This window comes from Phocaeicola faecicola, assembly GCF_013618865.1.
Taxonomy (GTDB): domain Bacteria; phylum Bacteroidota; class Bacteroidia; order Bacteroidales; family Bacteroidaceae; genus Phocaeicola; species Phocaeicola faecicola.
Window position 1 is genome coordinate 19,151 of sequence record NZ_JABSOE010000058.1, and the last position, 12,416, is coordinate 31,566.

Sequence of the window (12,416 nt, forward strand, 5' to 3'; positions counted from 1 at the left end):
TCCGGAGCACCCAACCGCCCCGGAAGGAATCCGGAACTATTCAAACACATACAAGTTAATCAGTTCATCCCAAGTCAGCTTATGGCCGTCCTTCCACCACAAAGGCTGCGACAAGTCACAGAAGTCATGATTCTCCTTCATCTGCTGCTGCAACAGTTTGTGCAGTTCCTCCTTCTTTTCCACCTCCACAGCTGCGAGGTTCACCAACTCACCCGGATCCTGCTTCAGGTTAAACAACTGTTCCGTAATCTTACCCTCCACATTATAAATAATGTATTTATAGTCGCCCGATACCACGGCCCGCTGCTGATTGGAATAAGCCAGGAACACACAATCGCGCACGTCCTTCTCCTTTCCCTCCAATACCGGGACCAGCGACTTTCCGGTCACCGATGCAGGAGTCTCCACCTGCACCAGCTCACACAAAGTCGGATACAAATCGTACAGATAACACAACGCTTCCGAACGCTTTCCTGCCGACAAACCCTCCGGCGTAACAATCGCCATCGGTACCCCCACACTGTGCTCATACAGGCTCTGCTTGCCGATCAGTCCATTCTGCCCCATTGCCAGTCCGTTATCCGAAGCAAACACCACAATGGTATGATCCAGGTTGCCGCTTTCTTCCAACGCATCCAGCACCCGGCCAATCTGCAGGTCGACCTCACTGACCATTCCATAATACAAAGATAATTCTTTTTTCAATTGCTCCGGTGTGCGAGGAGTCGGCAACAACTGTTCATCACGGATATTCAGTTCCCCGTTGTCAAACGGATGTTCCGGCAAGAAATTATCAGGCACCGACAAATCGGCCGGACTATACTTCTTTCCATAATCCGGCAACGCATTGCGCGGATCGTGCGGAGAAGTAAACGAAACAAACGCCATGAACGGACGTTCATCTTCCTCCTTCGATTTCAGAAAGTCGACAGCCGCGTCCGCATACATCTCAGACGAGAAGTTCTGACCGACAAAAGCCTCCTCCTCATACTTTCCCGAGGGATCAAAATGATACAGGCGAGGCGCACAATGCCCGTTCTGCTCATACGGATGCATTCCCCCGAAAAAGATATTCTCCCCCTCGCTGAAAGAACGTGCGAACGACGCCCGGTCGGCATGCCATTTTCCCGTAGCAAACGTCCGGTAACCGTTCTTCCGGAGATGCTCCGGCAGTGTCACCTGCGAAGACGGAATTTTCATGCCGTCACTCTGTACTTCGAACACCCCACGTCCCGTCATCAGCATGGCCCGGCTGGGCATTGACAACGCTCCGCACAGCGCCCCGTTCGTATAAGTACGTGTAAAAGCCATTCCCCCGTTAATCAACCGGTCGATATTCGGCGTATAAGTATCCCTATTCCCCAGTGCCGCAATGGCATCACTCTGCATGTCATCGACCAGAATAAACAGAATATTCGTCTTTTCCGGTTGTTCTTTCTGGCACCCGCTCAGCGTTGCAGCCGCCAAAGAAGCAGAAACAAATGTTTTAAAATAATTCATAGTATATTTTCTGTTTTAATACACACTAACCTCATCCACAAAGACAAAAGGCGTCTCTCCCGCCCCGGAATGCCAGGACGGCAATGCCGGGAATCCCTGACCGATAACCCTCACATAGCGGGCCTCAACCGGTGTGAAATCCACCTTCAGGCAATCGGTCCGTTTTCCTTCCATCTGTACCGGCGGCTCCGGAAACTCCCGTTCGCCCACCTTCACAAAATCCTTTCCATCTGCAGAGACCTGCACTTCCAGACGCTGGATGCCCATGATATAAGCCCCCATATCCGTCAGTGAAGAAACCACCACCTGTGCACATTGCTGCGAAGTTCCCAGATCGACCACCACATCCATCGGTTCGCCGAAATATCCTACCCACATACCGGTAGTATGGAAAGCCTTGCTGCGGGCACCGTCAACCAGCACCCTGCCACCTTCGCCCGGATATCTTTCCGAAGGAGACGTACGCAATTCAATCGGGCAGAAGCTTGCCTTGCTGATCTTAATTTCCGTACGGAACGTATCCGAAACCAGTCCGCACGGCAAATAAGCCACCGCCGTGAGACGCGCATCTTCCGACAGTCCGACCGGCTGCACATACTTCAGCGAAGCCTTCGACGGCGCCGTACCGTCTAAGGTATAATAAATCTCCGCATCCTTCAGACTCTTCAGTTCAATTTCCAGCTGCTTCTTTTCCATACTGGAAGAATAACCTGCCTCCACCTTAAAATAATGGGGAGCCACGTTCCAGCCCATTTTCTGATACAGACGCAACATCTGCGGCAGACGGTTCAAGAAGTCCGTATAATCCCCACGGCGGTCACCGGTCCAGGCCACCTCCGCAAAGGCTGCCAGACGAGGCAACATCATGTATTCCAAAATCTCCTCATTATCCACGTAAGACGTCCAAAGACAAGCCTCAGCACCCAATATGCGTTCCCGTTCATCGGCCGGCAGTGCCGCCGCATTCCAGTCGGCCTCGTACACTTTCTGCATTTCCACCAGACTTCCGGTAGCCACCGGCTCATTCGTCACATCCTCCACCTGATAATTATTGAAGTAGAAATGTCCGTTTGAAGAGAAAATCACCGGATGCCCAGCCTTCAGGGCCTTAATTCCCCGTTCCAAACCTCTCCAGGACATCACCACCGTCTCCCGGTCGATGTTATCCGACAACACCTCGTCCCATCCGACCATCTTCTTCCCCAACGTCTTCAGGTATCCGGCCATCTGACGGTTGAACTCTCCCTGCAACAGATCTTCGGCTGAATGTCCCTCCGTATCCTTCAAACCGTAACGGGCAATGGCCTTCTGGCATTTCGGACAGGCCTCCCAACGCGTACGAGGCACCTCATCACCTCCGATATGCACATAAGGCGAAGGAAACAAAGCAGCCACCTCCTTCAGTACCTCCCGGGCAAACTGATAGGCTTTTTCATTTCCCAGACAGAGCACATCCTTGTGTACTCCTCCCGATTCCATGGCTACCCGATAAGGACCGCCCGTACAGCCCAGTTCCGGATAAGCAGCCAGTACCGCCGACGAGTGTCCCGGCAAGTCAATCTCCGGCACTACCGTAATTCCCTGTGCAGCCGCATAACGTACCACTTCCCGGATTTCATCCTGCGTATAGAATCCGCCTGTCTTCTGACTGCCCTCTCCACGCCAGGCTCCGATTTCCGTCAGCCGGGGATATTCCGAAATCTCGATTCTCCATCCCTGATCGTCTGTCAGGTGCCAGTGGAAATAGTTCAGACGATGTACAGCAAGCATATCGATAAAGCGCTTCACCTCTTCCACCGAGAAGAAGTTGCGGCTGACATCCAGCATAGCCCCGCGGTACTGCAGTTGCGGAAAGTCCTTTACCGTACAGGCCGGCCAAGCATAACCGGCGTCCTGCAAAGCCAAAGACTGCAACAGCCACTGGCCGCCATAAAACAATCCGGACGCATCGGCAGCCTCAATCCGCACCCGGTTTTCTTCCACTTTCACCTGGAAACCTTCCGATGGCAAGTCCTTGGAATAAGCCAGACAGATCAGTCCGTCTTCCTGTCCGCCGGTTTCCACCAACGGCAACCGCAAACCGGTACTGGCCGTAATTTCTGAAGCCAGCCATTCCGCTTTTGCCACCAGCAGACTGTCTTTCCGGTCGCAGGCAATCCCTTTGCAATGCTCCAGCACAAAACCCTTACCCGAAGCAGCCTGTTCAAAGCTGACTGCCTCCGGCAAATTGATATATCCTGCATCCGAAGTATTCTCCGTACAGGACGTCTGCCACAATGCCGTACTGCAGAACAGCCCTGCCAATAACCAAGAAGTATATGTTTTCATGATATTCTCCTTTTCCATTTATTCTTTTTCATTCATTATTCATCGATTTTACCCGGTTCGCGGCGATTCTTGCCCGGCTGGCCCGTCAGATCATCCCCCAAATCCTCCCGGCATGCATCCGCAATCTTCTTCAGTCGCTCTGCCACATCCGGATGCTGACTGATGACATTCACCCGTTCACCCGGATCACGCCGCAAGTCGTACAGTTCACATTCCTTCACCTCACGACTGCCCAGTTCACCCGGCTGACCGTCGTTTCCCGGCACCTGCGATTCATACGACACATACTTGTGCGGGAAAATCAACTTATACATTCCGTCCGTAACTGCCTCCAATGAATTCTTGTGGTAATAAATGCACAGCGACTTACGGACAGGCTCCTTGTTTTCCCCGTTCAAGACCGGAACCATGCTCAGACCGTCAATCGGCAGTTCAGGCATCTTCGCACCCGCCAGTTCCACAAAAGTAGGCAGCAGGTCGATATTCGACATCAGGTCATTACATACACTGCCTGCCGCAATCTTTCCCTTCCAGTAGAACACACAAGGCACCCGCATTCCCCCGTTGAAGGTAGTTGCCTTCGCCTCACGCAATCCCCCCGAAGAACCCGCATGATTACCATAGTTGGCCCACGGACCATTGTCGGAAGTCAGCACCACCAGCGTGTTTTCCTCAACACCCTGCTCTCTCAGCGTCTTCATCACCTCACCCACACTCCAGTCGAGTTCCATCATCACATCGCCATACAGCCCCTGCTTGCTCTTGCCCTTAAACTTATCAGACACAGCCAGCGGCACATGCGGCATGGAATGAGCCAGATACAGGAAGAACGGTTGCCCAGCCTCCGTCTTACGTCGGATAAAGTCCACTGCATGAGTCGTATAATCCGTTGTCAACCGAGTCTGGTCCGTATTGTATCCAATGATTTCATTTCCCTCAATCAAAGGCAGATCCGGGAACTCATACTGCGGATGATACGGCCACATATCGTTCGAATACGGCAGACCGTAGTACTCATCAAACCCATGCTGCAACGGCAGGAACTTACGGGCGTCCCCCAGGTGCCACTTTCCGAAAATGGCCGTTCCATACCCCTTAGCCTTCAACAGTTCCGCAATGGTTTCCTCCTTGTCGGAAATACCCGTCTTTGCATTCGGGTTCGGCGCATAAGCAAATCCGATACGGTTCGGGTAGCACCCCGTCATCAGTCCCGCACGCGAAGCCCCGCTGATAGGCTGCACCGCATAAAAATTAGTCATCGACATTCCCTCTGCTGCCAGACAGTCGATATTCGGAGTCTCATAACCCACTGCCCCCTTGAAAGAAAAATCACCGTTACCGGCATCATCCAGGTTGATCAGTACGATATTCAGGGGCTTATCTGTTACCTTATCGCCATCCGAAGTACAAGCCGTCAAGGCCATACCTCCCAAAGCTGCAAGCCAATTCAATTTCATCCTATTTTCAATTTAATATTTTTCCGATTATTTGATTTTTTCTGCATTTATTTTTATCTGTACATTAAACGATCCTCCGTCTATTCTGGGATTCACATCATCAATGGCACAGGCCGCATACAGCACTTCCGGATTCCCCTCTTCGTCCAGCAGCAATTGCGGTCGTTCCAATCGCTTCACCTCTACTGGGGTTCCATCCTGAAGTATCAGCTGTTTCTTCATAAACATTGAATGTTCCGGAAGATTCCAGTGGATACCATCCTGCGATGCCATAATCGCCAGACAAGGTTCCCCCTTTGTAAACTGACCGTTAAAGTCCTTGAATATGGCATAAAAACACCGGTCACCCTGATGATACCACACATACGGATCCTCTGCCGAGAGTTTCCCGGAAGCCCCTTCTATGTGAAACACCGGTTCGTCTAAAGCAGTAAACGGTCCGGTAGGACTGTCACTCAGAGCCACCCCGTGCACTCCTCTCCAATGAGGATCATACACATTACCTTTAAAATACAACAGATATTTCCCGTCCGACGGGCGGTAAACCACCGAAGGATTCACCACGATCAGATTATCCGGCTTCGCCACAGTTCCTTCCGGTGAAGGGTTAACCACATTGTCCGGTTTCACCCGCGTGCGAGGACTCAGCAACGGCTGTTCAAAATGCGTAAACTCCCCTTTCAGCAAATCCCGGAATGATTTGAAAACAATTACCCCAATCTGCTGGTTCTGCTGAATCCGGTCTCTTCTGGGTAAAGTATCCCCCTCCGCTTTTACATGTGCATTCCCCGGATCTACCGTAGCTGCATAATACAGATAATAACGGTCACCAAACTTGCGGACATGAGGATTAGAGGTACTCTGCGCATCCCAGGAGGACTTATCTTCGGCAAATCCATCCTGATTGAGGAAAAAGCCCAGTTGCCGGAATCCTCCATCCGGACGGTCCGACACAGCCAGACCCATTTTAGAGCCAAAGATCCAGGCATTATTAAACGGATATACCCCGGTTTCCGGTGCCGAATAAATCATATAATATTTTCCATCTTCTGCCTGCGTCACAGAGGCTCCCCAGACAAAATGGTCTGAAAGCTGAAAGGCTGAGAACCCTTCTGCCATTCGCCCCTTTTCTGATGATCTGACAGAAAGCTGTACAGGTTCTGCCTTAAAAATATATTCACCGATAATAGCCTTCTGCTGTTTGCATGAAGCACATAAAAATATAGCCATAGCACCTGCCAGAAACCAATTCTTTGATTTATTGTTTCTCATAGATTTAATATATTAGGTTTTATTTATCCGGATAATCAGTTTCTTTCCTAAATGTACAAAACCAAACATTTACTTTCCCTCAAAGTACATCAATTAATTATAAGTTTCCCCATGAACATTTGCACTCTTGAATATACAGGAAATGATTACCGTATTTTACGTCTCATATATATGACAACTAACCCCCAGCGTACACTCAACAAAAATATAAAAATATTCGTTATTAAATTATAAATTGACTGTTTGAATATCCTCCATAAAAAATGGGATTAAATTCTAAATCATCTTTTTAATCATATATAATCAACGAAAAGATCAAATTGCTCCATAATTGAAAATATTCCGCCTAAAGGATGTAACTTTCTTGAATTTTATTTATACTTTAGTCATGTCTGATGAAGATTTATGAACTTTTATTAGCAACACTAAGTTAAGTGAATCTTTCGGTATAACAAATCATTATATAAAATACTATTAATCAAAGTTTTAAATTACTTTTTTTTCAGAAGAGTGTTCAGAATTAAAGTTTATTATTCTAACCTATTATTTAGTTATTTGGATGCATCAAGTTATATTCTTCACTCCATGTGATAATTTGATTCAAGACAATGCATTAGTGTTCCGTTAAAATCGGGAGAAATTAATAATAATCAAACAATCATGGAAAAAGCACGACTACATCGCGTAAACTTTCACGATTACTAACCCGACCTAACATCAGTGCAAAAAGTTGGTTCCAAAATGAATCATAAAAGGTTGCTCATTTTTTTCTTTACCAGAAACTCGCCTCACCTACTAAAAACACAATTCGTGCACTCCCCACAAATTTTTCAGGATACAACAGCAATGTTCCGGAATTCAACGAAAATATCATCTTTAAAAAAATATTTTTCCTTTTTCGAGGCTTCTAATAAAAGAAATAAATTACACATAATCAACCGGTTACAAATCACAAAAACGACTTCTATAAATGCAAACAATTATATCGCATTTCAAATATTACATGAAAAGAATAATAATCAGCTACGTAAATCATATAAATTCAAACGCAGTTTATATAATCCACGCCGCTGATTATTAAAACATCGGAGACAACTGCAAAACAGATATATACATATTACCGTTATTAAAACGGAAACATACATTATTCAACTACAAATAATTGAGAATATTTAATCCGGCAATCTTCTCTCACATCCCAGCCTTACAGCAGATACCGCAAAGTGTCCTGAGCATGTTCCAACAGCCATTAATATGTAGCTGTTGCGCGTTTCCGGATTCTCCCACGCTTGAGGATAGTTCAGCAACTTGACAAAGACATCCTGGGCAATATCCTCAGCATCGTCCTCCGACTGCAGTATGCCTTGCGCAAAAGCCTTTACCTCCGGATACATGGAACGGAAAAGAGCTTCAAATTCTTTATTTTCCCCACGAGAATACCCCATAATCTCATAAAAATTACCAAAATATTGTGGCGAATATATAATAAATAATCAAATCATACAAATTGATGCTACAAAAAACCGCCGTATAAGGAAATGAATTCCCTATACGGCGGTCTGAAATTAAAGGTCTGACAAACAGACGGACGGACCGGTCTTTGCCTCAGCAATCCGGTTTACCGCTTCTCACTCAAAGACTCCGGATGAGAGGTATCTTTCTCCGGTATCCGGCAGTAGGACAACCAGTTTCTTTCCCCGGAAATGAGGCTCACGGGCCAAGGAAACAGCAGCAGCCACCGCAGCTCCCGAAGAGATTCCCACCAGCAAACCCTCCTTCCGTGCCAGCTGACGCATCATCTCGAACGCCTCTTCATTGGTAATCCGCACGATACGGTCCACCACACGGGCATCGTAATTTTCCGGAACAAATCCGGCACCGATACCCTGAATCTTATGCGGTCCGGGACTGCCTCCTGACAGCACTGGAGAAGCATCCGGCTCAACAGCAACCACCTCTATTCCCGGTTTCAGCGACTTCAGTTTCCGACCCGTACCCGATACCGTACCTCCCGTACCGACACAAGCCACAAACACATCCAGTTGCCCGTCCGTATCGTCCATAATCTCTACGACCGTCGTCTGTTCGTGCGCCATCGGATTGGCCGCATTGGCAAACTGCTGTAAAATAATTGCCCCCGGTATCGAAGCACACAGTTCCTCTGCACGCGCAATAGCCCCTTTCATACCCAAGGCCCCCGGAGTCAGTTCCAGTTGGGCACCATAAGCCTTCAACAAGGACCGCCGCTCCACGCTCATGGTTTCCGGCATGGTCAATATCACCCGGTAACCCTTGATGGCAGCAATCCACGACATGCCAATCCCCGTATTTCCGCTGGTCGGCTCAATGATCGTTCCACCCGGTTTCAGTGCACCCCGGCGCTCTGCCTCCTCAATCATATAGCGTGCAGCCCTGTCCTTCACGCTGCCTCCCGGATTGAAGGCTTCCACCTTGGCAATGACCTGTGTTCCATAATCATCCTGGAATACTTTTGCCAGACGTACCAGTGGCGTACGTCCTATCAGCTGCAACAAATTATCGTTTATTCGGTCCATATCAGTTTTTGTTTTTAATGTTGATCACTTCATATTATATTTATCATTCCATACAACCTTAATCTTACCTGCACACAAAGCTGGCTTATCTTTTCTGTATTCTCCGTCCATAAGGCTCCACATCCTCTGTCACCCAGATATTACCGCCGATGACGGCCCCCTTTCCGATGGTAATGCGCCCCAGAATCGTGGCATTCGAATAGACCGTCACCTCATCTTCCAGGATAGGATGACGTGGAATTCCCTTGATCGGATTTCCGTCGGCATCTGTCGGAAAACTTTTGGCACCGAGGGTCACTCCCTGGTACAAGCTTACGTGATTACCGATGATACAAGTCTGCCCGATGACGATACCCGTACCGTGGTCAATAGAGAAATACTCCCCGATTTCGGCTCCGGGATGAATGTCAATTCCCGTCTCGGAATGTGCCATTTCGGTAATGATACGCGGAATGAGCGGAATATCCAGTTTATAAAGTTCATGCGCTATGCGGTAGTTGGAAATGGCCCGGATGGCCGGATAGCAGGAGATAATCTCGCCGATACAGGTAGCAGCCGGATCACTGTTGTAAGTAGCCTGAATATCCGTGGCCAGCACCCGCCTCAGTTCGGGCAAAGTCTCAATGAACTTCACCGCCTTTTCCTTGGCAGCCTCCCCTTGCGGATGACGCCCGCTCTGTCGTTCCAGGTTCTCACAGCCAAAAAGCAAGCCCGCCTGAATCTGCTTGATCAGCAAATGCAGAAGCCGCTCTATGGTGACACCCAGATGATAGCTGAGGGTCTGATTGTTGATCGTCGGATTACCGAAATATCCGGGGAACAATACCGAACGGCATAATTCTATAATCTCATACAATACCTTTCCCGAAGGAATCGGGTCACCGTCTTCATATTTGCTGAACAGTTCGGGGAAAGAAGACTGGTCCGCCAGTTCATCTACCACTCCTTTAATCGCATACAAATGTTTAGTTGCACTCATCGCTAAAATCTCCCATCAATATCCTATATTCAAAAAAGCCCGGAATCGTGTCCAAGCTGCCCATCGGCATCTCAAAAGCAGATGATTCTGAGGCATGTCAGTCATTCAACCGGTTATTAAAGATAGCTGATTTCATCTGAAATCTTATTCATTATTTCTTTAAATAACAAAATATATGAACAATTTGTTGAAGAACGCATATATATTCTTTCTATACTCAGAGATTTTATGCGAAATATCCGACAATAAGGCAAAGAACTATGCGGCACAAAAAAAAGAGCCGTGACATCCTTTCAAGATATCATGGCTCTCTATATCGAACGGTTACCGGCTGATACTCAATGGGGAACGCTTCTCTGCAACAGGCGTACCCGGCGCACCTTGAGCCGCCGCTTACCGGAAAAGCTTACGACAAGCCCTCAATTTCTCCGTTGACGATATCGATGTGCATTGCCTGAGGCACTTTAGGCAGACCAGGCATACGCATGATTTCACCGGCAATCACTACCAGCATTTCTGCTCCTGCGTTCAGCACGATGTCACGCACATGGAATTCAAAGTCCTTGGCTACCCCGTACAGTTTCGCATCGGTAGAGAATGAATATTGGGTCTTGGCAATACAGATCGGGAAGTGAGTATATCCCAGTTCCTGTGCCAGTTTGATTTTCTTCTTCGCCGTAGCACTGTAAGTAATCATGCTCGCGCCATACTGTCCGCAAGCCACTTTCGAAATCTTGTCCTCGATACTGTCTGTATCGTCATAAGCAAAGTGCAAAGGCTGAGAAGGCTGTTTCTCGATAGTATCCACTACCAGGTTAGCCAGTTCAACCGCTCCGGCTCCACCTTCCACAAATGCGTTGTTGACAGCAAAGCCGATGCCCATCTCCTGGCAGTGCGTACGTACCAGGTCAATCTCTTCCTGGGTATCATTGGCATACTTGTTGAAAGCCACCACCACCGTCTGTCCAAACGAACGGAGGTTCTGGATATGCTTGTCCAAATTGGCAAGTCCCGCACGCAAGCCTTCCAGATCCGGTTCCTTGATCTTATCCAGACTCACGCCCCCGTGCATCTTCAGTCCCTGTGCAGTAGCCACAATAATAGTCAGCTTAGGCTGCAGTCCCGACTTGCGGCACTTGATATCATAGAATTTTTCAGCTCCCAGGTCGGCACCGAAACCGGCTTCGGTGATGACATAATCACCAAATGTCATCGCCAGTTTGGTAGCCAGTACAGAGTTACATCCGTGAGCAATGTTCGCGAACGGACCTCCGTGTACAAAGGCAGCCGTATGCTCGGTAGTCTGTACCAGGTTCGGAGAAATGGCATCCTTCAGCAACACGGTAATGGCTCCGGCCACTCCCAGGTCTTTCACCGTAAACGGTTTGTTGTCTACCGTAAATCCCAGCAGGATGTTCTCAATGCGGCGACGCAGGTCGGCCTCATCCTTGGCCAGACACAAAATGGCCATGATTTCAGAAGCCGGAGTAATGTCGAAGCCTGATTCACGGGTAATACCGTTGGTCTTTCCTCCCAGACCGGTAATGATATAACGCAATCCACGGTCATTTACGTCCAGCACACGGTTCCACAGCACTTCTTTCAGTGCAAAACCGTTGTCCTGGTTCTGATACATGTAATTGTCCAGCAAGGCAGCAATCATGTTATGCGCAGAAGTGATGGCATGGAAGTCGCCGGTAAAATGAAGATTGATTTTCTCCATCGGCAATACCTGTGCATATCCACCTCCGGCAGCTCCTCCCTTCATACCGAAGCAAGGGCCCAGTGACGGTTCACGCAACGCACAAATCGCCTTCTTGCCGATACGGTTCAATCCCAGTGCCAGACCGATAGATACCGTGGTCTTACCGATACCTGCCTTGGTAGGCGTGATGGCGGTAACCAGAATCAGATTACTCTGCTTTACTTTCTCTTCATCGATCAGTGTTTCGGGAACTTTGGCTATATAACGACCATAATTGTGAATTTCTTCAACGGGAATATCATAATCACGTGCAACCTGCTTAATCTTGGTCAATTCAATACTGCGAGCTATTTCTATGTCCGATTTCATAAATATTTTAAATTTTTAGGCGCACAAAGATACTAAAAAATCTATAACTTTGCAGTATGTTACAAAGGTTTCTAACATTTTGGCAGAAGCATTCCAATTAATAACCCTATATCACTAAATCATAATTAGACATTATATAGATTAATTTGTTATATGACTCATTTTGTGGCTGATTCTGAAGTTGTGTAATCCACAAGCAATAAGAATCACCATATCTTCGAAACCGAATTTATGGCATCTGAATCGTTCTT

8 protein-coding genes are annotated in these 12,416 nt (G+C 47.9%); all 8 read right to left on the reverse strand.

Translation table 11 applies throughout. The features are described 5' to 3' along the window. Nucleotides 1–36 precede the first annotated feature (36 nt). The 8 genes from H3001_RS14490 to H3001_RS14525 all read right to left on the reverse strand — a co-directional run bounded on the left by H3001_RS14490 (nucleotide 37) and on the right by H3001_RS14525 (nucleotide 12,165). Nucleotides 37–1,500: a sulfatase-like hydrolase/transferase gene (locus tag H3001_RS14490; protein ID WP_181215305.1), complete on the reverse strand. Its 1,464-nt coding sequence runs from the start codon at nucleotides 1,498–1,500 to the stop codon at nucleotides 37–39. 15 nt (nucleotides 1,501–1,515) lie between these two features. Then, entirely contained in the window at nucleotides 1,516–3,828 is a 2,313-nt protein-coding gene (locus H3001_RS14495; protein WP_181215306.1) for a glycoside hydrolase family 20 protein, read from the reverse strand. Nucleotides 3,829–3,863: 35 nt separating this feature from the next. Next, entirely contained in the window at nucleotides 3,864–5,252 is a 1,389-nt protein-coding gene (locus H3001_RS14500) for a sulfatase family protein (protein WP_181215310.1), read from the reverse strand. Nucleotides 5,253–5,312: 60 nt separating this feature from the next. Next, complete coding sequence (locus H3001_RS14505) at nucleotides 5,313–6,557, reverse strand: glycoside hydrolase family protein (RefSeq protein WP_181215307.1); 1,245 nt, start codon at nucleotides 6,555–6,557, stop codon at nucleotides 5,313–5,315. A 1,172-nt stretch (nucleotides 6,558–7,729) separates the two neighbouring features. Beyond that, nucleotides 7,730–8,002, reverse strand: coding sequence for a sigma factor (locus tag H3001_RS14510; protein WP_181215308.1), 273 nt, complete (start codon nucleotides 8,000–8,002; stop codon nucleotides 7,730–7,732). Nucleotides 8,003–8,185: 183 nt separating this feature from the next. Beyond that, nucleotides 8,186–9,112, reverse strand: coding sequence for a cysteine synthase A (cysK, locus tag H3001_RS14515; RefSeq protein WP_181215309.1), 927 nt, complete (start codon nucleotides 9,110–9,112; stop codon nucleotides 8,186–8,188). Between the two features lie 85 nt (nucleotides 9,113–9,197). Beyond that, on the reverse strand, nucleotides 9,198–10,091 hold the full coding sequence (locus H3001_RS14520; protein WP_178243533.1) for a serine O-acetyltransferase: 894 nt from the start codon (nucleotides 10,089–10,091) through the stop codon (nucleotides 9,198–9,200). A 406-nt stretch (nucleotides 10,092–10,497) separates the two neighbouring features. Continuing rightward, nucleotides 10,498–12,165 (reverse strand): formate--tetrahydrofolate ligase, encoded by a 1,668-nt coding sequence (locus tag H3001_RS14525; protein ID WP_178243534.1) that lies wholly within the window; start codon nucleotides 12,163–12,165, stop codon nucleotides 10,498–10,500. Nucleotides 12,166–12,416 lie beyond the last annotated feature (251 nt).

Excerpts from the sequence above, each read along its gene's own strand:
- H3001_RS14490 (WP_181215305.1), bottom strand. The coding sequence starts at position 1,500 with ATGAATTATTTTAAAACATTTGTTTCTGCTTCTTTGGCGGCTGCAACG.
- H3001_RS14495 (WP_181215306.1), bottom strand. The coding sequence starts at position 3,828 with ATGAAAACATATACTTCTTGGTTATTGGCAGGGCTGTTCTGCAGTACG.
- H3001_RS14500 (WP_181215310.1), bottom strand. The coding sequence starts at position 5,252 with ATGGCCTTGACGGCTTGTACTTCGGATGGCGATAAGGTAACAGATAAG.
- H3001_RS14505 (WP_181215307.1), bottom strand. The coding sequence starts at position 6,557 with ATGAGAAACAATAAATCAAAGAATTGGTTTCTGGCAGGTGCTATGGCT.
- H3001_RS14510 (WP_181215308.1), bottom strand. The coding sequence starts at position 8,002 with ATGGGGTATTCTCGTGGGGAAAATAAAGAATTTGAAGCTCTTTTCCGT.
- cysK (WP_181215309.1), bottom strand. The coding sequence starts at position 9,112 with ATGGACCGAATAAACGATAATTTGTTGCAGCTGATAGGACGTACGCCA.
- H3001_RS14520 (WP_178243533.1), bottom strand. The coding sequence starts at position 10,091 with ATGAGTGCAACTAAACATTTGTATGCGATTAAAGGAGTGGTAGATGAA.
- H3001_RS14525 (WP_178243534.1), bottom strand. The coding sequence starts at position 12,165 with ATGAAATCGGACATAGAAATAGCTCGCAGTATTGAATTGACCAAGATT.